Here is a 22,819-nt window from a genome sequence, read left to right as displayed (position 1 = left end):
GCGCCTCCTGTCCGTCAAGGGTGGCGTCTACGGCTCGTAGCGCTCGACCTTCGTCACCTCGACGGCGATCTCCTTGCCGTTGGGCGCGGTGTACGTGGCCTTCTCGCCGGCGCGCAGGCCGACGATGGCCGCGCCCACCGGGCTGACCGGGCTGTAGACGGTGAGGTCCGAGCCCTCGCCGACGATCTCGCGGTTGCCGACCAGGAACGTCGACTCGTCACCGGCGATGACGGCGGTCACCACGGTGCCGGGCTCGACGGTGCCGTCGAAGTCCGCTTCGCCGACGGTGGCGTGCTTGAGGAGCTCGGTGAGCTGACGGATGCGGGCCTCGATCTTGCCCTGCTCGTCCTTGGCGGCGTGGTAGCCGCCGTTCTCCTTGAGGTCGCCCTCTTCGCGAGCGGCTTCGATGCGGTTCGCGATCTCCTGGCGACCTTCACCGGACAGCGTCTCGAGCTCGGCCGTGAGGCGGTCGTGCGCCTCTTGCGTCAGCCACGTGACCTGGGTGTCGTTGCTCATGGTGATTCCCTTCAGCAAAGAACAAGACCGGCCGGTGTGGCCGGTCTTGTCCGCGAATCACAGCAGTCTAGGGAACCCAGCAGTCGTGGATCAAGCCGGTCACACCGCGTGACACGGTGTTCACGGGCGTGCTGATGCTCCGGACGCGCTGATCGGATGCCGGCACCCGGATCTCGCGCCAGCCGACGATCGTGTACGACTTGTCGAGGACCTGGACGGCGCACTTCGCGACCGTGCCGGGGTCGACGGAGATCTGCGTGTGCACGACCACCTGGTGGTCGGAGACGACCTGGTACCCGACGTCGTCGGTGTCGAGGCCGTGGCTGGTCTGCCCGGGACCGGCCCAGACCACCCAGACGATGAACACCAGGGCGACGGCGGCAGCGGCGACGATCCCGATCAGCCGCGTCCGACGAGCGCGTCCGGGGGTGCGGCCGTAGCGGTCGTCCAGCGTCGCGGTGGTGCTGGCGGACGGCTGAGGTGCCGGTTGGTGCTGCGGTTCGGACAGTTCGGGGCTCCCGGGGTGATTATCCTGATCCCAGGGTAGTTCACGTGACACTGTGTGCTGCCACGCGATCAGTGAGGAAGACCAGTGCCGTACCGCTTGATGGCCGTCCACGCCCATCCCGACGACGAGTCGAGCAAGGGAGCGGCGACCGCGGCGAAGTACGCGGCCGAGGGCAACGAGGTCCTCGTGGTCTCCTGCACGGGCGGCGAGGCGGGGGACATCCTCAACGACCAGCTCGGCGAGCCCGCCACGAGCCGGGCGCACCGCGACATGGCCGGGTACCGCCGCACCGAGATGGCCGGGGCCCAGGCGGCGCTCGGCATCGACCACCTGTGGCTCGGGTACCACGACTCCGGCCTGCCCGACGCCGACAAGGGCGAGACGGTCCGCCCCGGCACCTTCTCGACGGTGCCGCTCGAGTACTCGACCGAGGCCCTCGTTCGGGTCATCCGGCGCTTCCGCCCGCACGTGCTCGTCACCTACGACGAGAACGGCGGCTACCCGCACCCGGACCACATCCGGACGCACGAGGTCTCGATGGCCGCCTGGCGCGACGCCGCGGACCCCGACAAGTACCCCGACGCCGGGCCCGCGTGGTCCGTCGCGAAGCTCTACTACGAGCGCACCATGAACCCCCGGCGCTTCCGGACGGTCTTCGAGGCCCTGCAGGAACGCGACCCGGAAAGCCCGGCGGTCGAGCAGCTGCGCGAGTGGGTCGAACGGTTCGCCGACCGGCCCGACCTCGCCACGACCCACGTCGACGTGCACGAGTACTTCGACGCGCGTGACGCGGCGCTCCGGGCCCACGCGAGCCAGGTGCCGCCGGACAGCGCCTTCTTCTACTGGCCGAACGACCTCCTCGCGACGGTGTGGCCGACCGAGGACTACCAGCTCGTCGAGGCCCGCGTGCCGACCGAGCTCCCCGAGTCCGACCTGTTCGCGGGGATCCCTGCCGACAAGGACACCACTGCGTGAGCACCCTCCACGCGGCACTCGCCGCGACGACCAGCCCGAGCCCGACCTCGAGCGTCCCGGACGTCGACGTGACGCCCGGCGTCGCGGGCTTCATCGCGATCGCGGTCGTGGCCATCGTGACGATCCTGCTCGTGATCGACATGACGCGGCGCATCCGGCGGACCCGCTACCGGGCGGAGATCCGGGAGCGGCTCGAGGCCGAGGCGAACGGCACCGCGGGTGGCGATCGTGACGGCATCGACCGTGACGGCATCGATCGCGACGGCGTCGCGACGGACGAGCCGGAACGGCGCGCGGCCGAGGACGGCCGGGCCGACGTCGGGGACGACACCGAGCGCGGCTGACGCCACGGGCGCGGCTGACGCGATCGGCGCGGTGGACCCGCGTGTGTGCGGGACGGGAGGCACGGTGCGGGCCCGACCCGCGCCTCCCGTCCGACGGACCGTCGCGGTCAGCGCACCGGGTCCAGCGCCACGATGAGGACACCCGCCCACTGGGCGGCGAACGCGACGACCGTGAGTGCGTGGAAGACCTCGTGGAAGCCGAACACCGTCGGCGACGGGTTCGGGCGCTTGAAGCCGTACACGAGCGCGCCGAGGATGTAGGCCACACCGCCGGAGAGCACGAGGACCGTCATCGGGACGCTCGCGGCGAAGAACTGCGGCAGCAACCCGAGCGCCGCGCAGCCGAGCACGAGGTAGATCGGCACGTAGAGCCACCGGGGCGCCCCGATCCAGAGGACCCGGAAGGCGATGCCGAGCGCGGCGCCGGACCACATCACCCAGAGCACCACGACCATCAGGGTGTGCGGCAGGGCGCAGATCGCCACGGGTGTGTACGTGCCGGCGATGAGCAGCAGGATGTTCGTGTGGTCGATGCGCTTGAGCACCGCCTTGACCGTCGGGCCCCAGGGGAACCGGTGGTAGGTCGCCGAGACGCCGAACATCGCGAGCGACGTCGCCATGAACACGGCGCTGCCGACCTTCGCCGCGGGTGAGCCCGCGAGGACGATGAGCACGATGCCCATCGCGATGGCGAACGGGAACGCCCCGAGGTGGATCCACCCGCGCCACGCGGGCCGGGGTTCGGACGCGCTGGCGGTCGTCCGTCCGGCGGTCGCGGTGCTCGCGGCCTCGTCGGTGAAGGGGACGTGGGGGAGGGTCCCGGTGTCGTGCTCGGCCTGCATGGTCCGACCGTAGGGGCCGATGCCGAACGAACGCCGAACACGGGCGGACGGCCCGGGGAACGCGGCTCGCTCCGAGGCGCCGTGCACTATGTTCGTTCCGTGACCGGCAGGGTGGGATGGGCAGGACGAGGGATCCTCTACCGCGCCTACCAGAGCCGGATCCGCCGGCAGATCGACGGCTCGGCGATGCCGAAGCACGTCGCCATGATCGTGGACGGCAACCGTCGCTGGGCGAAGCAGCTCGGCCTCGAGTCCGCTGCGCACGGGCACCGTGCGGGCGCCGCGAAGATCCCGGAGTTCCTGACGTGGTGCGACGACCTCGGCATCGAGGTCGTGACGCTCTACCTGCTGTCGTCCGACAACCTCAAGGGTCGTGGCGGCGACGAGCTCGAGCAGCTCGTCGGCATCATCGCCGACCTCGCGGGGACCCTGGCCGACCACCGGGACTGGCGGGTCCAGCACGTCGGCTCGAACGAGGGCCTGCCCGAGCCCCTCGTCGCCGCGCTCTCCGCCGCCGAGCAGCGCACGGCGGAGCACACCGGGCTGCACGTGAACCTCGCGGTCGGCTACGGCGGCCGTCGGGAGATCGCGGACGCCATGCGCAGCATCGTGCAGGCGCACGGCGAGGGCGGCGGCACGCTCGACACCCTGGCCGAGGTCCTCACGCCCGAGCTCATCGGCGACCACCTCTACACCCAGGGGCAGCCGGACCCCGACCTGGTCATCCGGACGTCGGGCGAGCAGCGGTTGTCGGACTTCATGCTGTGGCAGAGCGCGCACAGCGAGTTCTACTTCGTCGAGGCGCTCTACCCGGACCTGCGCGAGGTCGACTTCCTGCGCGCCGTCCGCGACTTCGGGTTGCGGTCCCGCCGGTACGGCGGCTGACGACCGCCGTTCCCCGCACTGCGGCGGCTGTCGGCCGTTCATCCCAGTAGACTCACAGGGTTTTCGTCCCACGGAAGGTTGCCCCTGTGAACATCGCCGAGTACGCCTCAGGCTTCGCCGAGGAGCCCGGCTACCTCGACCACGCCGCCTTCGGTCCCGTCCAGACCGCTGTCCTCGAGGAGCAGCGCGTGCTCGGGACGATCCAGGAGCACATGCGCTTCGGCGCCATGGAGACGCTCGACGAGCAGGACGCCCGGGTCCGCACCGTCGCCGCACGGCTCGTCGGCCGGCGCGAGGACCAGGTCGTCTCGCAGACCGCCACGACCCCTGGGCTCCTGCACACCGCGTTCGGGCTCACCGGCGGCGTGCTCGTCTCCGCCGACGAGTACCCCTCGCTGCCGCTGGCCCTCGCGAGTGCCGCCTCGGCCACGGGCGGTCGCGTGCAGCCCGTCGTGATCGAGTCCGGCGCCGGGTGGATGACGCCGTCGCTCATCGAGTCGCGCCTGTCCGACGACGTCACCGCGGTGGCCGTCTCGCTCGTCGACTGGCAGACCGGCTACCTCGCCGACCTCGCCGCCATCCGCGAGGTCATCGGCGACCGCCTCCTCATCGTCGACGCCATCCAGGGCTTCGGCGTGGTCGACGCCCCGTACGAGCTCGCCGACGTCGTCGCGACCGGCGGCCAGAAGTGGCTGCACGCCGGGTGGGGGACCGGGTTCACCGCGTTCAGCGACCGTGCCCTGAACCGCCTCCGGCCCGCACTGTCCGGCCCGCACGGCACGACCGGGTGGCCGACCGAGGTCCCGTCGGTCCGTCCGGGTGCCGCCGGCTTCCAGATGACCCGCACCGACCCGGTGTCCCAGGCACGCCTGGCGGTGTCGCTCGACCGGCTCACGGCGGTCGGTGTCGCCGCCGTGCAGGAGCGGGTCACCGACCGGGTCGAGCGGGTGTTCGACATCGCCGACGAGTTCGGCCTCTCCGTCGAGTCCAGCCGCGACCCCCGGGAGCGCGCCGGGATCGTGGTGCTCCGACCGCCGCAGGGACGGCTCACCGCGCTGTCCGCGGCGTTCCACAACCACGGCGTGACGGTCACGACGCGGCTCGGGGTCGCGCGGGTGTCGGTGTTCGCGTCCACCACGGACGAGACGCTCGACATGTTCCGCGACGCCTGCCTGTCGTACGCCACGATGCAGTAGCGGCCACGTTGTTCACGTGACCGTAACTCGGGGAACCGCGTGTCGCTGGTGCCGTGTCGGGGGTCGGACGTAGCTTGTCCCCATCGGGCACCGCGCCCGATCGAAGCGGCCACAGTCGGTGCTTCGCAGACCCGCTCCACGGCCGCGTTCGAGGACATGGACCGGGCCGAGCGCGGCCCGGGGATGGAGTGGTCGTGACCTCTCAGAACGTCTCTCGCGGAACACAGCAGCAGCACACCGCGGACTCGTCCACATCGGTCGCCCAGCGCACGTACGTGCTCGACACCTCGGTGCTCCTCAGCGATCCGCGGGCACTGTTCCGCTTCGCGGAGCACGCGGTGGTCCTGCCCGTCGTGGTCGTCAGCGAACTGGAGTCCAAGCGCAACGACCCGGAGATCGGGTACTTCGCCCGGCAGGCACTCCGACTCCTCGACGAGCTCCGGATCGAGCACGAGCGGCTCGACTTCCCGATCGCGATCGGCGACGGCGGCTCGTTCCGGGTCGAGCTGAACCACTCGAACCAGTCCGTCCTCCCGTCCGGGCTGCAGCTCGGCGACAACGACTCGCGGATCCTCGCGGTCGCCTCGAACCTCAAGAACGACGGACTCGACGTGGTCGTCGTGTCGAAGGACTTGCCGCTGCGCGTCAAGGCGTCCTCGATCGGCATGGCGGCCGAGGAGTACCGCGCCGAGCTCGCGGTCGACTCCGGGTACACGGGCATCGCCGACCTGCAGGTGTCCGGCGAGCAGATGTCCGACCTCTACGAGAAGGAGGAGATCCGCTCGTCGCAGCTCGACGGCGTCCCGGTCAACACCGGCGTCGTCATCCACTCCGAGCGTGGCTCGGCCCTCGGCCGGGTGCACACCGCCGGCGCGGTGGCGCTGGTGCGTGGCGACCGCGAGGTCTTCGGCCTCCGCGGGCGCTCCGCCGAACAGCGGCTGGCGATCGACGCCCTGCTCGATCCGGAGATCGGCATCGTCTCGCTCGGCGGCAGCGCCGGCACGGGCAAGTCGGCGCTCGCGCTCTGCGCCGGTCTCGAGGCCGTCCTCGAACGCCAGCAGCACAAGAAGATCATGGTGTTCCGGCCGCTCTACGCGGTGGGCGGCCAGGAGCTCGGGTACCTGCCGGGCGACGCGTCCGAGAAGATGAACCCGTGGGCACAGGCGGTGTACGACACGCTCGGCGCCCTGGTCTCCGACAACGTCCTCGACGAGGTCGTCGAGCGGGGCATGCTCGAGGTACTCCCGCTGACGCACATCCGCGGGCGCTCCCTGCACGACGCGTTCGTGATCGTGGACGAGGCGCAGTCGCTCGAGCGGAACGTGCTGCTCACGATGCTGTCCCGCATCGGGCAGAACTCGCGGGTGGTCCTCACGCACGACGTGGCGCAGCGCGACAACCTGCGGGTCGGTCGGCACGACGGGGTCGCGTCGGTGATCGAGCGGCTCAAGGGGCACCCGCTGTTCGCGCACGTGACGCTGACGCGCTCGGAGCGGTCCGCGATCGCGGCGCTGGTCACGGAGATGCTCGACTCGCCCGACCTGGTCTAGCGGCGGCGCGCTGCGCGTCGAACCACGAAACCGACGTCGAACCGGCCCTGGATGCTGGTTCGATGTCGGTTTCGTGGTTCCGAACAACCCGACGGACAGGAGGCGCGGTGCCAGCTGGCACCGCGCCTCCTGTCCGTGACGGGGTGCGTCAGTTCGGGTGCGTCATGCTGAGCACGTCGAGGGCGCTGTCGAGCTGCTCCTCGGTGACCTCGCCCCGCTCGACGTGGCCGAGGGCGATCACGGCCTCGCGCACGGTGACGCCTTCCTGCACCGCGAACTTCGCGACCTTCGCCGCCGCCTCGTACCCGATCACGCGGTTGAGCGGGGTGACGATGGACGGCGAGGACTCGGCGAACGCGCGGGCCCGGTCGAGGTTCGCCTCGAGCCCGTCGATCGTCTTGTCGGCGAGCACCCGCGAGCTGTTCGCGAGCAGGCGGATCGACTCGAGCAGCGCGGTGCCCATCACGGGGATCGCGACGTTCAGCTCGAACGCACCGGAGGCGCCCGCCCACGCGATGGTGGCGTCGTTGCCGATCACCCGTGCGGCGACCATGAGCGTGGCCTCGGGGATGACGGGGTTGACCTTGCCGGGCATGATCGACGATCCGGGCTGGAGGTCCGGGATGTGCAGTTCGCCGAGGCCCGTGTTCGGCCCGGAGCCCATCCACCGGAGGTCGTTGTTGATCTTCGTCAGGCTGACCGCGATGACCTTGAGCGCCCCGGACGCCTCGACCAGGGCGTCCCGGGCGCCCTGCGCCTCGAAGTGGTCGAGCGCCTCGGTGACGGGCAGCCCGGTGTCGCTCGCGAGCTGGGCGATGACGCGCTGCGGGAAGCCCTTCGGGGTGTTGATCCCTGTGCCGACGGCCGTGCCGCCGAGCGGGACCTCGGCCACGCGGGGGAGCGTCGCGTTCACCCGCTCGATGCCGAGACGGACCTGGCGCGCGTAGCCGCCGAACTCCTGCCCGAGGGTGACGGGCGTGGCGTCCATGAGGTGCGTGCGGCCGGACTTCACCGCGTCGGCCCAGAGCGTGGCCTTCGCCTCGAGCGACTCGGCGAGGTGCTCGAGCGCCGGGACGAGCGTGCGGATGAGGGCCTCGGTCACGGCGACGTGCACCGACGTCGGGAACACGTCGTTCGAGGACTGCGAGGCGTTCACGTGGTCGTTCGGGTGCACCGGGGCACCTGCGACCTCGGACGCGAGGGTCGCGAGGACCTCGTTCATGTTCATGTTCGACGAGGTCCCGCTGCCGGTCTGGTAGACGTCGACGGGGAACTGGTCGTGGTGGGCGCCACCGATGATGGTGTCCGCAGCCTCGACCACGGCTGCGGTCAGGGTCGGGTCGACGATGCCGAGCTCACCGTTGACGATCGCGGCCGCCCGCTTGATCCGGGCGAGGGCGACGATCTGGGCCGACTCGAGCCCGCTCCCGGAGATCGGGAAGTTCTCCACCGCGCGCTGCGTCTGCGCCCGGTAGAGCGCGGACACCGGCACCCGGACCTCGCCCATGGTGTCGTGCTCGATGCGGTACTCGCCGGAGCTGTCGGTCACGGTGGTCGGGGTGGTGTCGGTCACGTCGTCGTGGTCCTTCCTGGGGTGCTCGCCGGCCGCGGTCGCGCCGGCTGGTGGGTGTCCCGATGGTGTCCGGGACGGGTCGTCGTGGCGGTCGGTCAGGCCTGGCCCACGACGGTGTCGACGGCGACCTCGCCCGTGGTGAGGTCGTAGGTCGCGCCGACGACGGCCAATCTACCCTCGGCGATCGCGTCCGAGACGGCTCCGGAGCGTTCGATCACCTGACGGAGCGTGGCTTCGAGGTGGGCGGCGCCGACGGATTCCTGGGGGACGTCGGCGTCGGTGGTGCGGACGCGCTCGACGCTCGGGGCGATGGCGTCGACGAGGGCCTGCAGGTGCGGGGCGGGGACGGGCTCGCCGGAGCGGGCGGCCGCGACGGCGCCGCACTTGGTGTGCCGGAGTACGACCACGAGCGGCGTGCCGAGCGCGACGACGGCGAACTCGATCGATCCGAGCACGACGTCGTCGACGATCTGGCCGGCGTTGCGGATGGCGAAGAGGTCACCGATGCCGGCGTCGAACACGTGCTCGAACGGCACGCGGGAGTCCGAGCAGCCGAGGACGGTGGCGAACGGTGCCTGCGACCCGGCGAGCTCCGAGCGGCGGTCCGGGTCGATCCGGCCGGTGCGGCGCTTGTCGGCGGCGAAGCGGGCGTTGCCCTCGACGAGGAGTCGGAGGGCGTCGGACGGGGTGGAGGCGGCGCGGTCGGGCATGGGGCTCCTCGGGTGCTTCGGGTGGATCGGGTCGTGGTCGTGCTGCTGCTGCGGCGGGTGTTTGCTCGTCAGTTCGCGAACTGCTTGCTGACGGCGGTCGCGACGGTCCGGAAGGAGCTGTCGTCGGCGGTGCCGGACAGGACGACGGTGCCCTGGTCGAACGTCGACACGAGCGAGTACGCCTGGTTGCCCGCGTCGTCGCCCTCGGCCCGGCGGTCGTACACGGTCCACTTCGTCCCGGCGATCGTGCGGGTGCCCGTGGCGGCGTGCTGGTCGAGCTGGTTCGACACCCAGGTCGCGTTCGCGTCGATGCCCTGCTGCAGGCCGATGTACTGCTTGTCCGGCGTGAGCAGGCCGACGGTCCAGACGCTCACCCCGTCGGACGTCTTGTCCTGGTAGTCGGCACGGTTGGACGAGAAGTCCCCCGGCAACGCGGGCGCGGCGAGCGTGACGCCCGGCACCTGGGCCTGCGAGGCCACCTGGCGGTAGTCGACCGTCCGGTCGCCGATCGTGGTGTCCGGACGCACGACGACCGCGACGAGGAACAGCACGATGCCGAGCGACGCGATGAGTGCGAGCACGAGGTTGAACGCGGTCTGGTGCTGCCGCCGGGCGGTGCGGGCGGCGTCCTTGCGCGCCCAGGTCTCCTCCGGTGTCTCGGGGCGGCCCAGCTCGGCGACGATCGGGCGGCCGTCGGCGTCGGTCATCGCGCTGCGCCGTCCTCGGACTCGGACGCGGCGCGTGCGGCGTCGAGCCGGGCCCGGGCGCCGACGAGCCACTCTTCGCACCGGGCGGCCAGGGACTCGCCCCGTTCCCAGAGGGACAGCGAGCGTTCGAGCGTGGCCGATCCCTGTTCGAGCTCGGCGACGACGCGCACGAGTTCGTCGCGCGCCGCTTCGTAGCTCAGCGACCGGACGTCGGGCTGCTCGGGTTCCTGCTGGGATGACACCCCTCGATCCTACCGAGCACCCACCGACGTGCCGCCCGCGGGGACGAACCCGTGGACAACTCCCGGCCGCGTAGGGTCTGGGGGCATGACGGACCTCCCCGACGGCGCGACCTGGTACCCGGCCCCGACCGCCCCGGACCCCGCGGACGCGCGACCCGACGTCGCCCTCGTCCTGCCCGGCGGCGGGTACCACGGCCACGCCGCCCACGAGGGGGAGGGCTACGCCCGGTGGCTCAACACGATCGGCATCTCCGCCGTGGTCTTCGCGTACCCGGTCGCCCCGCACCGGCACCCCGACGCCGTGGTGGCGACCAGGACGCTCCTGCGCGACCTGCGCGCCGGACGGTACCCGGGCCTCCCGTCCGCTCCACGCGTCCTGCTGGTCGGCTCGTCCGCGGGTGGCCACCTCGCTGCCCTCGTCTCGAACGCGCCGACGCCCGACGAACGCGCCGTGTCGGACGTGGACGACCGACCCGACCTCGCGCTGCTCTGCTACCCGGTGGTCTCGATGACCGACCACCAGCACCGGGGGAGCGCGGACAACCTGCTCGGCACGGGTGCGACGGTGTGGGCGCTGGGGGCGCTCGACACGGAGCTCATGGTCGACGGCGCGACCCCGCCGACGTTCCTCTGGCACACCGCCGAGGACCCGGCTGTCCACGTCACGCACTCGCTGCGCTACGGGCAGGCACTCGCGCGTCGGGCGGTGCCGTTCGAACTGCACGTCTTCGAGCGTGGCGCGCACGGGATCGGGCTCGCCGAGGGCATCGGGACCGCTGCCGCGTGGCCGGACGTCGCCGAGGCCTGGCTGCGCGATCGCGGGTGGTGACCGCTCGCCGCCGCGACACCCGCCGCGACGCCCGCCGCGGCGTCGACCGGGGTCAGGCCCCGTCCGGACCGGGACCGTCCGGCTCGAGCGTCCCGGTGGCGGTCCCCGCGCCGAGCGTCACGTGCACGGGCGTCGCACCGCTGAGGTCCTCCGAGCCCCGCACCACGCCGCCGTCGGCCGTCTGCACGATCGCGTAGCCGCGCCGCAGGGTGTCCCGCGGCGACAGCGCCCGGAGCCGGGCGGTGAGGTGCCCGACCTCGGAGTGGGAGCGTTCGAGCCGGCGGTCGAGGAGTTCACGGGCGCGGGAGAGGTCGCGCGCCACCTCTTCCGCGCGGGTGTCGACGAGCCAGGCGGTGGACGCCAGGGCGGGACGGGAGCGCAGGGCCGCGATCCGGTCCGCCTCGACCGAGAGGGTGTGCGACAACCGGAGCCCGAGTCGTGCCCGCGCCTGCCGGACGTTGGCGAGTTCCTCGGCGACGTCGGGCACCACGCGCTTGGCCGCGTCGGTCGGGGTGGAGGCGCGGAGGTCGGCGACCTCGTCGAGGATCGGCCGGTCGGCCTCGTGCCCGATCGCCGAGACGATCGGGGTGCTCGCAGCGGCCGCGGCCCGGACGAGTCCCTCGTCGCTGAAGCCGAGCAGGTTCTGGAAGTCGCCGCCGCCGCGGGCCACGATGATGACGTCGACGGTCGGGTCGGCGTCGAGCTCGAGGATCGCCGCGGTGACCTCACTCACGGCGCGCTCGCCCTGCACGGCCGTGTGGACCGTCCGGAACTCGACCTGCGGCCACCGGAGCTGGGCGTTGCGCTTGACGTCCTTCTCGGCGTCGGAGTCCTTGCCGGTGATCAGCCCGATCCGGTGCGGCAGGAAGGGCAGTCGCTTCTTCCGGGACGGGTCGAACAACCCTTCCGCGGCGAGGGTGCGGCGCAGGCGTTCGAGCCGCTCGAGCAGGTCGCCGAGTCCGACGTGCTTCATCTCGACGACCTGCATCGTCAGCGAGCCGCCCTTGACCCAGTAGTTCGGTTTGACGGCCGCGACGACCCGGTCGCCCTGCTTGATGTCCGCGGGGACCCGGGAGCGCACGCTCGACCAGATCGAGAACGACACGGTGGCGTCGACGTCGACGTCCTTGAGCTTGCCGTAGACGTTGCCGCCCGCGACGTTCCACTGGGTGATCTCACCCTCGACCCAGGCGGTGCCGAGCCGGTCGATCCAGTCGCGGAGCTTCGCGCCGAGCAGCGCGACGGGCCACGGGTCGTCAGCCGTCGGGGGACCCTGTTCGATCGCCAATGTCGTTCCTTCCACGCGGGACGTCCATGCTGCCCGAGACCGGTGACAGCGCGCTCTGGACGGGTTGTCCACAGGTCCGTGCGCGCTCAGCCCACGCGCGTCCCGCTCACCTATCATCGGGGACGTGACGATCACCAACGGCCACACGGTCCCGCTCGCCCCGCCGCGGGTCCTCGCGGCGCGCGGCCGCCTGCGGGACGAACCGGTCGCCGGCACGAAGAAGGTCCTGCTCGCCGCCCCCCGCGGGTACTGCGCGGGCGTCGACCGCGCCGTCGTCGCGGTCGAGAAGGCGCTCGAGCAGTACGGCGAGCCCGTGTACGTCCGCAAGCAGATCGTCCACAACGTCCACGTCGTGTCGACGCTCGAGCAGCGCGGAGCGGTCTTCGTCGACGACGTCGCCGAGGTCCCGCGCGGTTCGCACGTGGTCTTCAGCGCCCACGGCGTCTCACCGGCGGTGGTGGCCGGCGCCGCCGACCGCGACCTGCACGCCATCGACGCCACGTGCCCGCTCGTCACGAAGGTCCACAGGGAGGCGACGCGCTTCGCGAAGGCCGACCGCACCATCATCCTGATCGGGCATGCCGGCCACGAAGAGGTCGAGGGCACCATGGGCCACGCACCCGACCGCACGATCCTGGTCAACGGACCGGACGACGTCGCCGCGCTCGAGGTCCCCGACCCCGAGAACCTCGTCTGGCTCTCGCAGACCACGCTGAGCGTCGACGAGACGATGGAGACCGTCCGGCTCCTGCGCGAGAAGTTCCCCGCGATCGAGGACCCGCCCTCCGACGACATCTGCTACGCCACCCAGAACCGCCAGGTCGCGATCAAGAAGGTCGCCCCCGGAGCCGACCTCGTGATCGTGGTCGGCTCGGCGAACTCCTCGAACAGCGTCCGCCTGGTCGAGGTCGCGCTGGAGCACGGCGCGAAGGCCGCACACCGCGTCGACTACGCCGCCGAGATCCAGCAGGACTGGCTCACCGGAGTCGGCACCGTCGGCGTCACGAGCGGCGCGAGCGTGCCGGAAGAGCTCGTCACCGAGGTCCTCGACCAGCTCGCGGACGCCGGCTACGCCACGGTGGAAGAGGTCGTCACGGCGCACGAGGACCTCATGTTCTCGCTGCCGAAGGAGCTCCGCACGGACGCGTCGGGCAACCCCACGCGCGCACTCGGCGGGCGTCGACGGTGAGCGGGGGCACGGACGGCTGGTCCGCGGTGCCCGCCCGCGAGCCGGGTCAGGTCGTCGATCCGTCCCTCGGCCAGGAGGCGCGGCGCACCCCCGCCACGTCGGCCGACGGTGACGCGCACGGTCGCGTCCACGGCCGTCCGGCACCGCAGTACGGCGAGTACGCGCCCGACGGTTGGGAGAACCCGGTGCTCGTCGAACAGGAGCGCCTCGAGCACGAAGAGCGCTCCCGAGCCGCTGGCGAACGCGAGACCCGCGACCACCCCGCTCGCGACCGCGATCCCCGTGCCGGCGCCCAGCGGCCCGGACCGGCGACCGACGGCGGTACGGCCCGCCCGACACCCCTCGCCGGACGCTTCGGCCGCACCCCGCTCGACTTCGTCCTGACGGTCGGGCTGCTCGTGATCGGACTCTGGTCGGTCGTCGAGTCCCTCGCCGTCGGCACGACCGCCTCGACCATCCGGACCCTCGTCGAGCGCCAGTACACCGAGCTGTCCGACCCGGCGGCGCTGTCGACCGCCGTGCTCGTGCGGGCGGTCGTGCTCGTCGTGGTGTTCGTGCTCGTGGCCTGGTGGTCGATCCGACGGCTCCGTGCCCGGCGCTGGACGTTCTGGGTCCCGCTCGTCGGCGGTGTCGTCGCGTCCGTGCTCGGCATCGTGCCGGTGATGGTCGTGCTCTTCCAGGACCCGGCGTTCACGGCGTACGTGCAGCGGATGGCCGCCGGCGGCTGACCCGCCCGTCGGGACGGCGCCGGGCGTGCGGGCCCGCGACTGCGCGGTCGGACGACGACTGCGCGTGGTGCACCGTGCGCAGTCGTCGTCGGGGCGCGCACTCCCGCGGGCCAGGCGACGCCGGGCGCTCCCCGCGTCAGCCGGCCAGGAACGCGGCGACGGCGCCGTGCAGGGACGCGAGGTCGTCGACGTGCACGAGCTCGCGGATCGAGTGCATCGACAGCAGCCCGACGCCGATGTCGATCGTCGGGATCCCGAGCCGGGTCGCCGCGATCGGGCCGATGGTCGAGCCGCCCGGGATCGTGTTCACGTTGACGAACGGCTGCCACGGCACGCCCGCGGCAGCGCACGCGGTGGCCCAGACGGCCTCGCCCTTCGCCTCGGTCATGTAGCGCTGGTTCGCGCTGATCTTCAGGAGCGGTCCCGCTCCCGGACGCGGACGGTTCGTGGGGTCGTGCTTCTCCGGCTGGTTCGGGTGCACGAGGTGCCCGGCGTCGCTCGACAGCAGCCACGAGGCACGGAACGCCCGCGCGGCTTCGGAACGGGTGGCGCCGAGGCCCTCCTGCACGCGCCCGAGGACGTCCTCGAGGAAGGGGCCGCCGGCACCCGACGGGGTCGAGGACCCGATCTCCTCGTGGTCGAACGCCGCGAACACGGGGATGTGGTCGCCGTCGGCCGGGGCCTCGACGATGCCGCGGAGTCCGGCGTGCACGCTCGTCAGGTTGTCCATCCGGCCCGAGGCGAGGAACTCGCGGTCGATGCCGATCCGGGCCGGCACCTGGGTGTCGGCGAGGAAGAGGTCCCACGACACGGCACCGTCGCCGAGCCGGGCGCGCAGCCACGACACCACGTCCGTCCCGCCCGTGTCGCCGTCGACCCCGACGATCGGCAGGGTGTGGCGCTGGCGGTCGATCTCCTTGCCGTCGTTCACGCCGCGGTCGAGGTGGATCGCGAGGTTCGGGATGCGGGCGACGGCGTCGGTGGACACCAGACGGACCGTCCCGTCCGCGTCGACGACCCGGCCGGCGATGCGGAGGTCGCGGTCGAACCACGTGGAGAGGAGCGCGCCGCCGTAGACCTCGACGTTCAGCTGCTCCCAGCCGCCGGTGCGCACGCCGGGGTTCGGCTTGATGCGGAACCCGGGGGAGTCGGTGTGGGCGCCGAGGATCCGGAACGGGGTGGTCGGGGTGGCCCCGGACGGCAGACGCCAGGCGATGACGGCACCGTCACGGACCACCACGTAGGCGCCGGGCGTCGTCGGCCAGGCGCCGAGCTCGTCGAGCTCCTCGAACCCCGCGGCGACGAGGCGGTCCCGGGCCGCCGCTGCCGCGTGGAACGCGGTGGGGGACTCGGTGACGAACTGGGCGAAGTCGGAGGCGATGGCGTCGGCGGTCACCCGACCATCGTGGCACGACGGTGGAGGTGACCGGACGCAGAACGGGGCGCGTCCGTCGGACGCGCCCCGTTCCTCCAGGCTGTTGCTCGGGGTGTCAGCCCTTGGTGTGGCCGGCCGAGCCGAGCACCTTCGCGGCCTCGCCGACGCGAGCCGCCATCGCGGTCTCGGCGACCTTGCCCCAGGCGCGCGGGTCGTACTGCTTCTTGTTGCCGACCTCGCCGTCGATCTTCAGGACGCCCTCGTAGTTCCGGAACATCGAGTCGGCGATCGAGCGCGTGAACGCGTACTGCGTGTCCGTGTCGATGTTCATCTTGATGACGCCGTTGCGGACGGCCTCGTGGATCTCGTCGTCGGTCGAGCCGGAGCCACCGTGGAAGACGAGGTCGAGGGGGTTCTCGCCGGTGCCGTGCTTGGCCGCGACCGAGGCCTGGATCTCGCCGAGGAGCTCGGGGCGGAGCTTGACGTTGCCCGGCTTGTAGACGCCGTGCACGTTGCCGAACGTGAGCGCGGCGATCCAGCGGCCCTTGTCGCCCAGGCCGAGTGCGTCGACCACCTTCTCGACGTCGTTCGGGGTCGTGTACAGGGCGTCGTTCGTGCCCTCGTGCTCGACGCCGTCCTCTTCGCCGCCGACGACGCCGATCTCGACCTCGAGGATCGCGTTGATGTTCCGCGTCTTCTCGATCATGGTCTTGGCGATCTCGATGTTCTCGTCGAGCGGCACGGCCGAGCCGTCCCACATGTGCGACTGGAAGATCGGGTTGCGGCCGGCGCGGACCTCTTCCTCGCTCGCTGCGATGAGCGGCAGGACGAAGCCGTCGAGGGCGTCCTTCGGGCAGTGGTCGGTGTGCAGCGCGACGGTGATGTCGTAGTTCTTCGCGACCTCGTGGGCGAACTTCGCCATCGCGAGGGCACCGGCTGCGCGGTTCTTGACGGTGTGGCCGGCGAAGTAGTCGGCGCCACCCGTGGTCACCTGGAGGATGCCGTCCGAGCCCGCCTCGGCGAGGCCCTGGAGGACCGCGTTGATCGTCTGTGACGACGACACGTTGACGGCGGGGTACGCGAACTTGCCGGCCTTCGCTCGTTCGATCATCTCGGCGTACTGTTCCGGCGTTGCGATGGGCACGTGGATCTCCTTCGACTTCGGTGGTGTCCTCGCCGATCGTAGTCAGCCGGACTGGAGGCGCGGTGCGGGTTACGCGGTCGGCCCGCGCCCGGCGTGCACATGCGTCCACGGGCCCGTTGTCCGGACCGTCGGTCGGCTGCCGGTCGGTAGGCTGGCGGTCGTGACTCCCACGACGGAAACCGGCTCCCTGTTCCTCCAGCCCGACCGCAACCTGGCGCTCGAGCTCGTGCGTGCGACGGAGGCCGCGGCGATCCGTGCGCAGCCGTGGGTCGGGCGTGGTGAGAAGAACCTCGCGGACGGTGCTGCCGTCGACGCGATGCGGAAGTTCCTCGGCACGGTGAACTTCGACGGCGTGGTCGTCATCGGCGAGGGCGAGAAGGACAACGCCCCGATGCTCTACAACGGCGAGCACGTCGGCAACGGGCACGGCCCGGCCTGCGACATCGCCGTGGACCCGATCGACGGCACCTCGCTGACCGCCGCGGGCCGCCAGAACGCGATCTCGGTGATGGCCGTCTCGGACCGCGGCTCGATGTACGACCCGTCCGCCGTGTTCTACATGGACAAGATCGCCGCCGGTCCCGAGGGCCGCGGCGTCCTCGACCTCGAGAAGCCCATCGGTGACAACATCCGTGCGCTCGCGAAGGCGAAGGGCAAGGACCTCGAGGACATGCAGATCGCCGTCCTCGACCGTCCCCGCCACGACGAACTCATCCGTGCGATCCGTGCGACCGGTGCCGGCACCCGGCTGCTGCTCGACGGTGACGTCGCCGGTGGCATCGCGGCGGCGCTGCCCGGATCGACGATCGACATGTGCGTCGGTGTCGGCGGCACCCCGGAGGGCATCATCACCGCGTGCGCGATCAAGGCGCTCGGTGGTGTGATCCTCGGCAAGCTCCAGCCGAAGGACGACGAGGAGCGCGAGAAGGCGATCGCCGCCGGACACGACCTCGACAAGGTCCTCGACCAGGACGACCTGGTCACGGGCGACAACACGTTCTTCGTCGCCACCGGTGTCACCGACGGTGTGCTCGTGGACGGTGTCCGCCGGTCGCGCGGCGTCATCCACACGGACTCGCTCGTGCTGCGGTCCCGCTCGAACACGATCCGCCGCATCCAGGCGGACCACCGCGCCGAGAAGTGGTTCTGATCCGCTGACGCCGCGGCGCCGCGGCGCGGCCGGCGCTGCGCGGCGGCGCGGCGCACATCGCGTCCGCACAACCGAAGTCCGTCCGAACCACGTTCCCGCGTGGTTCGGACGGACTTTCGTTGTGCGGGGCGGGGCGGGGCGGGGCGAAGCGGGACGGCGCGGCACCAGCGCGCCGGCGCGGACGTCAGTCGTCGTCGAGGGCGCCGACGAGCTCCGGCGCGGTGAGCAGCCTCGGCTCGTCGGTGATCGTCGCCGGGTCCGCGATGACCTTCGACTCGTCGAGGAGTGACAGCCGCCGGGCACTCGGCAGGACCTGCCGTTCGAGCGACCCCACGAACCGGTTGTAGTCGACCACGGAGCCCCGGATCGACCGCCCGAGCTTGTCGACGTGTCCGGCCATGGTGGCCAGGCGACCGTAGAGCTCGCGGGAGACCCGGAAGAGCTCGTGCGCCTCTTGTGAGACGACGTCCTGCTGCCACGAGAACGCCACGGTCTTCAGCACCGACCACAGCGTCACCGGCGACGCGAGTGCGATGCGCTTGCGGAACGCGTGGTCGAGCAGCCCGGGGTCGGCGGCGAGGGCGCTCGAGATGAGCGACTCCGACGGGATGAACGCCACGGTGAGCTCGGGTGACGCGTCGTAGCCGGTCCAGTACTCCCGCGCGGCGAGGGCGTCGACGTGGGCCCGCAGTGCCTTGACGTGCTGCCCGATGAGCGCATCGCGCCGGGCCCCCTCGGCGCCGGTCGCGGTCGCCGGGATCTCGGCAGCCTGCAGGTAGGCGCTGAACGGGACCTTGGCGTCGACGGCGATGGTCTTGCCACCCGGCAGGTGCACGACCATGTCGGGGCGGGCGGTGCCGGCGGTCGTGGTGACGGAGGACTGCACGTCGAAGTCGACGCGCTCGAGGAGCCCCGCGGCCTCGACCACGTTGCGCAGCTGGGTCTCGCCCCAGACGCCGCGCGTGCTGTTCGACGACAGGGCGCTGGCCAGCGTGTCGGCGGTGGCGCGCAGCCGTTCCTCGGACTCGGCAGCGGAGCGCAGCTGTGCGGAGAGGGCCCCGTACTGCTCGCTGCGGGACTGTTCGAGCTCGGCGATCTTGGCGCGCATGACGTCGAGCGTCTGGGCGACCGGGCTGAGCGCGGAGAGCACCTTCGACTCGCCCTGGGTCCGGGCGGCGTCGGCACCGTGCATGCGCTGGACGAGGTGCTCGAGTTCGGCGGCCCGGCGTTCGAGCGAGTCGACCTGCCGCCGGTACTGCGCGTCCTGCGCGTCGAGCCGTTCCTCGGCGTCGCGACGGACCTCGTCGAGGCGCGACCGGAGCGCCTCGGCGCTGGCGCGGGAGGTGGCGGCGTCCACGCCGGCGCGGGACCGCGCGAGCGACCACGCGACGACCGCACCGACGGCGACGCCGATCACGAGACCGATGACCAGGGCGAGGATCTGCATGTCGCGACCTTGGCAGGACCCACCGACACCGCGCCTCCTGGGCCGCCCGAATCCATGTCATGACATTAGGGCAAACAAGGTGTACAGTCGTGATCGTCCGCCGATGAAGCCGCACGGAAGGTCCCCCGCGTCGCATGACGAACCCAGCTCCCCACGCGTACGACGTGATCACGATGGGACGTGTGAGCGTCGACATCTACCCGCAGCAGACGGGGCCGCTCGAAGACGTCTCGACGTTCTCGAAGTCCGTCGGCGGCAGCGCCACGAACGTCGCGATCGCAGCAGCCCGGCACGGAGCCGACGCGGCGGTCATCACGCGCACGGGCAACGACCCGTTCGGCCGCTACATCGCCAGGACCCTGCCGGAGTTCGGTGTCGCGAACGCCTTCGTCGAGACGGTCGAGGGGCTGAACACCCCCGTCGCGTTCTGCGAGATCTTCCCGCCGGACGACTTCCCGCTGTACTTCTACCGGGCACCGAAGGCCCCGGACCTCATGATCACGGCGAAGTCCCTGCCGCTGCACGAGATCGAGCGGGCGAAGATCTTCTGGACGACGGTCACCGGCCTCAGCGAGGAGCCGAGCCGCCAGGCCCACCACGTCGCGTACGAAGCGCGCAGTGCCGCCGCGTCCCCGACCGCCCGGCACACCGTGCTCGACCTCGACTACCGGTCCATGTTCTGGTCGTCGCCCGAGGCCGCGACGCGCGAGGTCGCCGTCGCCCTCGAACACGCGACCGTGGCCGTCGGCAACCGCGAGGAGTGCGAGGTCGCCGTCGGTGAGACCGACCCCGTCCGCGCCGCCGACGCCCTGCTCGAGCGCGGGGTCGAGATCGCCATCGTCAAGCAGGGGCCGAAGGGCGTCCTCGCCAAGACCCGGGACGAGTTCGTCGAGTTCCGCCCGCACCACATCGACGTCGTCAACGGCCTCGGGTCGGGCGACGGCTTCGGCGGGGCACTCACCCACGGACTGCTGCAGGGCTGGGGGCTCGAGCGGATCCTCGCGTTCTGCAACGCCGCCGGCGCGATCGTCGCGACCCGGTTCGAGTGCTCGACCGCGATGCCGACGAGCGACGAGATCGAGCAGTTCCTGCAGGACAACCCCACGGAGGAGGCCGTCAATGCCTGAGATCAGCACCGCCGACTTCGCGCGGCTGCGGGACGTCCGCGCCGGGCAGCCCGAGCTCGTGCGGGCCGCGCTCGACGCCCGCCGCAAGCGCTCCCTGCTCGCCGACGACGGCAAGCTCTTCATCGTGGCCGCCGACCACCCGGCACGCGGAGCCCTGGCCGTCCGGAACGACGAGTCCGCCATGGCCGACCGGTACGACCTGCTCGAGCGGCTCGTCACGGCGCTCGGACGCCCCGGGGTGGACGGGGTGCTCGGCACGCCGGACATCCTCGAGGACCTCGCGCTCCTGGGTGCCCTCGACGACAAGGTCGTCGTGGGGTCGATGAACCGCGGTGGCCTCCGGGGCGCGACGTTCGAGATGGACGACCGCTACACGGCGTACTCGGCGCAGGCCATCAAGGACTCCGGGCTGGACTTCGCCAAGCTCCTGGTGCGCATCGCCCTGGAGGACTCGGGCACCGCCCCGACCCTCGAGGCCACGGCCCGGGCGGTCAGCGAGGCCGCGGCGCTCCGGCTGCCGATCATGCTCGAGCCGTTCATGTCCGCGTGGCAGGACGGCCGGGTCGTCAACGACCTGACCGCCGACGCTGTGATCACCTCGATGGCGATCGCCGCGGGACTGGGGGAGTCGAGCGCGTACAGCTGGCTCAAGATCCCGGTCGTGGACGACATGGAACGGGTGATGGCCGCGACGACGCTGCCGACCCTGCTGCTCGGCGGGGACCCGTCGACCCGCCCGCTCGAGACCTACGCCAAGTGGGCCGACGCACTGGCACTCCCCGGGGTGCGCGGCCTGGTCGTCGGCCGCACGCTGCTCTACCCGCCGGACGGCGACGTCGCCGCAGCCGTGGACGTGGCCGCCGGGCTCGTCCACACCCAGGAGGCCCGGGCCGGGTTCTCCACAGAATCCCACGACCCAGCCGCTCGGCTCGCGGGCGCCACCACCATGGACTCGTCCATCCCGGAAGGAAGCAACGCATGACCACCACCGAGACCGCCACCACGACCATCGGGCACTGGATCGACGGGGCACGCGTCGCGTCGACCTCCGGCAACACGGCCCCGGTGTACGACCCGGCGCTCGGGGTCGCGACGAAGCAGGTCGCCCTCGCGAACGAGGAGGAGATCCAGGCGGCGATCGCGAGTGCGAAGGCGGCGTTCCCGGCGTGGAGCAACCTGTCGCTGTCGAAGCGCCAGCAGATCCTGTTCTCCTTCCGCGAGGTCCTCAACCGCGACAAGGCGGAGCTCGCCGAGATCATCACGAGCGAGCACGGCAAGGTCATCGACGACGCCCTCGGCGAGATCGCCCGCGGGCAAGAGGTCGTCGAGCTGGCGACGAACATCCCGAGCCTGCTCAAGGGTGAGTTCAGCGACCAGGTGTCGACCGGCATCGACGTGTACTCGATCCGTCAGCCGCTCGGTGTCGTCGGCATCATCAGCCCGTTCAACTTCCCCGCCATGGTGCCGCTGTGGTTCCTGCCGATCGCGATCGCCGCGGGCAACACCGTCGTGCTGAAGCCGAGCGAGAAGGACCCGAGCGCCGCGATCTGGCTCGCCGAGAAGTTCAAGGAGGCCGGACTGCCCGACGGTGTCTTCACCGTCCTGAACGGCGACAAGCTGAGCGTCGACGGGCTCCTGACCAGCCCCGACGTCGAGTCGATCTCCTTCGTCGGGTCGACCCCCATCGCGCAGTACGTCTACGAGACGGGCACGAAGCACGGCAAGCGCGTGCAGGCCCTCGGCGGTGCGAAGAACCACATGCTGGTGCTGCCGGACGCCGACCTCGACCTCGTCGCGGACAACGCCATCAACGCGGGCTTCGGCTCCGCCGGTGAGCGCTGCATGGCGATCTCGGTCGTCGTCGCCGTCGAGCCGGTGGCCGACGAACTCATCGAGAAGATCACGGAGCGCGCGGCGACCCTGCGCATCGGCGACGGTCGTCGCGGGTGCGACATGGGCCCGCTCGTCACGAAGCAGCACCGTGACAAGGTCGCCTCGTACATCGAGGTCGCAGAGCAGGACGGTGCGGTGGTTGTGGTGGACGGCCGCACCGTCCGACCCGACGGCGACGAGAACGGCTTCTGGCTGGGCCCGACGCTGATCGACCGGGTCCCCACCACGAGCCGCGTCTACACCGAGGAGATCTTCGGCCCGGTGCTGAGCGTCGTCCGCGTCGCCTCCTACGAGGAGGGCCTCGAGCTCATCAACAGCGGGGCGTACGGCAACGGCACCGCCATCTTCACCAACGACGGCGGCGCTGCTCGTCGCTTCCAGCGCGACGTGCAGGTCGGCATGATCGGCATCAACGTGCCGATCCCCGTCCCCGTCGCGTACTACTCGTTCGGTGGCTGGAAGAACTCGCTGTTCGGCGACCACAAGGCGTACGGCGCCGACGGCGTGAGCTTCTTCACCCGTCAGAAGGCGATCACGAGCCGCTGGCTCGACCCGTCGCACGGCGGCATCAACCTCGGCTTCCCGTCGAACGGCTGAGCGC

23 protein-coding genes are annotated in these 22,819 nt (G+C 71.5%); 12 read left to right on the top strand and 11 right to left on the bottom strand.

Annotated features, from left to right (window positions below; translation table 11 throughout):
- Positions 1-27: 27 nt before the first annotated feature.
- Positions 28-516, bottom strand: coding sequence for a transcription elongation factor GreA (greA, locus tag BIV01_RS07200; RefSeq protein ID WP_070416763.1), 489 nt, complete (start codon positions 514-516; stop codon positions 28-30).
- Positions 517-583: 67 nt separating this feature from the next.
- The gene (locus tag BIV01_RS18925) at positions 584-1,075 is read right to left on the bottom strand and encodes a DUF4307 domain-containing protein (RefSeq protein ID WP_175473661.1); all 492 of its coding nucleotides are present in this window, start codon (positions 1,073-1,075) and stop codon (positions 584-586) included.
- Between the two features lie 33 nt (positions 1,076-1,108).
- On the opposite strand from BIV01_RS18925, the gene mca reads away from it, so the two are divergent.
- Both mca and BIV01_RS07185 read left to right on the top strand, forming a co-directional pair.
- Positions 1,109-1,999: a mycothiol conjugate amidase Mca gene (gene mca, locus BIV01_RS07190; RefSeq protein WP_139199252.1), complete on the top strand. Its 891-nt coding sequence runs from the start codon at positions 1,109-1,111 to the stop codon at positions 1,997-1,999.
- Positions 1,996-2,343 carry a hypothetical protein gene (locus BIV01_RS07185; protein WP_071302382.1) on the top strand — a complete coding sequence of 116 codons (348 nt, stop codon included), beginning with the start codon at positions 1,996-1,998 and terminating at the stop codon, positions 2,341-2,343. The genes mca and BIV01_RS07185 overlap by 4 nt, the downstream gene beginning before the upstream one ends.
- A gap of 107 nt (positions 2,344-2,450) precedes the next feature.
- Here the strand turns inward: BIV01_RS07185 and trhA are convergent, their stop codons facing one another.
- A complete protein-coding gene (gene trhA / locus BIV01_RS07180; protein ID WP_070419188.1) occupies positions 2,451-3,185 on the bottom strand; it encodes a PAQR family membrane homeostasis protein TrhA in 735 nt (244 codons plus the stop codon).
- Positions 3,186-3,284: 99 nt separating this feature from the next.
- On the opposite strand from trhA, the gene BIV01_RS07175 reads away from it, so the two are divergent.
- The 3 genes from BIV01_RS07175 to BIV01_RS07165 all read left to right on the top strand — a co-directional run bounded on the left by BIV01_RS07175 (position 3,285) and on the right by BIV01_RS07165 (position 6,816).
- On the top strand, positions 3,285-4,070 hold the full coding sequence (locus BIV01_RS07175) for an isoprenyl transferase (protein ID WP_254791794.1): 786 nt from the start codon (positions 3,285-3,287) through the stop codon (positions 4,068-4,070).
- An 86-nt stretch (positions 4,071-4,156) separates the two neighbouring features.
- Entirely contained in the window at positions 4,157-5,266 is a 1,110-nt protein-coding gene (locus BIV01_RS07170) for an aminotransferase class V-fold PLP-dependent enzyme (RefSeq protein ID WP_071294707.1), read from the top strand.
- A 188-nt stretch (positions 5,267-5,454) separates the two neighbouring features.
- A complete protein-coding gene (locus tag BIV01_RS07165; RefSeq protein ID WP_175473660.1) occupies positions 5,455-6,816 on the top strand; it encodes a PhoH family protein in 1,362 nt (453 codons plus the stop codon).
- Between the two features lie 148 nt (positions 6,817-6,964).
- Here BIV01_RS07165 and BIV01_RS07160 read toward each other — a convergent pair whose 3' ends face one another.
- From BIV01_RS07160 to BIV01_RS07145, 4 genes are all read right to left on the bottom strand, one after another.
- Positions 6,965-8,365, bottom strand: coding sequence for a class II fumarate hydratase (locus BIV01_RS07160; RefSeq protein WP_071302394.1), 1,401 nt, complete (start codon positions 8,363-8,365; stop codon positions 6,965-6,967).
- Between the two features lie 119 nt (positions 8,366-8,484).
- The gene (locus BIV01_RS07155; RefSeq protein ID WP_070416758.1) at positions 8,485-9,099 is read right to left on the bottom strand and encodes a carbonic anhydrase; all 615 of its coding nucleotides are present in this window, start codon (positions 9,097-9,099) and stop codon (positions 8,485-8,487) included.
- A gap of 68 nt (positions 9,100-9,167) precedes the next feature.
- The gene (locus BIV01_RS07150; RefSeq protein ID WP_071294509.1) at positions 9,168-9,806 is read right to left on the bottom strand and encodes a DUF4245 domain-containing protein; all 639 of its coding nucleotides are present in this window, start codon (positions 9,804-9,806) and stop codon (positions 9,168-9,170) included.
- A complete protein-coding gene (locus BIV01_RS07145) occupies positions 9,803-10,048 on the bottom strand; it encodes an exodeoxyribonuclease VII small subunit (RefSeq protein WP_022906010.1) in 246 nt (81 codons plus the stop codon). Before BIV01_RS07145 ends, BIV01_RS07150 begins: the two co-directional genes overlap by 4 nt.
- An 85-nt stretch (positions 10,049-10,133) precedes the next feature.
- Between BIV01_RS07145 and BIV01_RS07140 the strand changes: the two genes are divergently transcribed.
- Positions 10,134-10,877 (top strand): alpha/beta hydrolase, encoded by a 744-nt coding sequence (locus BIV01_RS07140; RefSeq protein ID WP_071294510.1) that lies wholly within the window; start codon positions 10,134-10,136, stop codon positions 10,875-10,877.
- 52 nt (positions 10,878-10,929) lie between these two features.
- Here BIV01_RS07140 and xseA read toward each other — a convergent pair whose 3' ends face one another.
- Positions 10,930-12,165: an exodeoxyribonuclease VII large subunit gene (xseA, locus tag BIV01_RS07135; RefSeq protein WP_071294511.1), complete on the bottom strand. Its 1,236-nt coding sequence runs from the start codon at positions 12,163-12,165 to the stop codon at positions 10,930-10,932.
- A gap of 124 nt (positions 12,166-12,289) precedes the next feature.
- On the opposite strand from xseA, the gene BIV01_RS07130 reads away from it, so the two are divergent.
- Together BIV01_RS07130 and BIV01_RS07125 are read left to right on the top strand one after the other, a co-directional pair.
- Positions 12,290-13,354: a 4-hydroxy-3-methylbut-2-enyl diphosphate reductase gene (locus BIV01_RS07130; RefSeq protein ID WP_083295030.1), complete on the top strand. Its 1,065-nt coding sequence runs from the start codon at positions 12,290-12,292 to the stop codon at positions 13,352-13,354.
- Complete coding sequence (locus tag BIV01_RS07125) at positions 13,351-14,082, top strand: DUF6264 family protein (RefSeq protein WP_071294512.1); 732 nt, start codon at positions 13,351-13,353, stop codon at positions 14,080-14,082. The genes BIV01_RS07130 and BIV01_RS07125 overlap by 4 nt, the downstream gene beginning before the upstream one ends.
- A 136-nt stretch (positions 14,083-14,218) precedes the next feature.
- On the opposite strand, the gene BIV01_RS07120 is transcribed toward BIV01_RS07125, so the two are convergent.
- Both BIV01_RS07120 and fbaA read right to left on the bottom strand, forming a co-directional pair.
- Positions 14,219-15,478: a M18 family aminopeptidase gene (locus BIV01_RS07120; RefSeq protein WP_071302380.1), complete on the bottom strand. Its 1,260-nt coding sequence runs from the start codon at positions 15,476-15,478 to the stop codon at positions 14,219-14,221.
- Between the two features lie 94 nt (positions 15,479-15,572).
- Complete coding sequence (gene fbaA, locus BIV01_RS07115; RefSeq protein ID WP_070416752.1) at positions 15,573-16,601, bottom strand: class II fructose-bisphosphate aldolase; 1,029 nt, start codon at positions 16,599-16,601, stop codon at positions 15,573-15,575.
- A gap of 160 nt (positions 16,602-16,761) precedes the next feature.
- On the opposite strand from fbaA, the gene glpX reads away from it, so the two are divergent.
- A complete protein-coding gene (gene glpX, locus BIV01_RS07110) occupies positions 16,762-17,751 on the top strand; it encodes a class II fructose-bisphosphatase (protein WP_079238384.1) in 990 nt (329 codons plus the stop codon).
- A gap of 184 nt (positions 17,752-17,935) precedes the next feature.
- On the opposite strand, the gene rmuC is transcribed toward glpX, so the two are convergent.
- Positions 17,936-19,198 (bottom strand): DNA recombination protein RmuC, encoded by a 1,263-nt coding sequence (gene rmuC, locus BIV01_RS07105; RefSeq protein WP_070416751.1) that lies wholly within the window; start codon positions 19,196-19,198, stop codon positions 17,936-17,938.
- A 173-nt stretch (positions 19,199-19,371) separates the two neighbouring features.
- Between rmuC and iolC the strand changes: the two genes are divergently transcribed.
- From iolC to BIV01_RS07090, 3 genes are read left to right on the top strand one after another with little or no spacing between them, the layout of a single operon-like run.
- Complete coding sequence (iolC, locus tag BIV01_RS07100) at positions 19,372-20,325, top strand: 5-dehydro-2-deoxygluconokinase (protein ID WP_441294375.1); 954 nt, start codon at positions 19,372-19,374, stop codon at positions 20,323-20,325.
- Entirely contained in the window at positions 20,318-21,307 is a 990-nt protein-coding gene (locus BIV01_RS07095) for a class I fructose-bisphosphate aldolase (RefSeq protein ID WP_070416749.1), read from the top strand. Before iolC ends, BIV01_RS07095 begins: the two co-directional genes overlap by 8 nt.
- Positions 21,304-22,815: a CoA-acylating methylmalonate-semialdehyde dehydrogenase gene (locus tag BIV01_RS07090; protein ID WP_070416748.1), complete on the top strand. Its 1,512-nt coding sequence runs from the start codon at positions 21,304-21,306 to the stop codon at positions 22,813-22,815. The genes BIV01_RS07095 and BIV01_RS07090 overlap by 4 nt, the downstream gene beginning before the upstream one ends.
- Positions 22,816-22,819: the final 4 nt, after the last annotated feature.

It is taken from the genome of Curtobacterium sp. MCBA15_013 (assembly GCF_001865095.1).
Lineage (GTDB): Bacteria > Actinomycetota > Actinomycetes > Actinomycetales > Microbacteriaceae > Curtobacterium.
The sequence above is the reverse complement of the archived record's forward strand: the minus strand, read 5'-3'. Positions and strand labels throughout refer to the sequence as shown.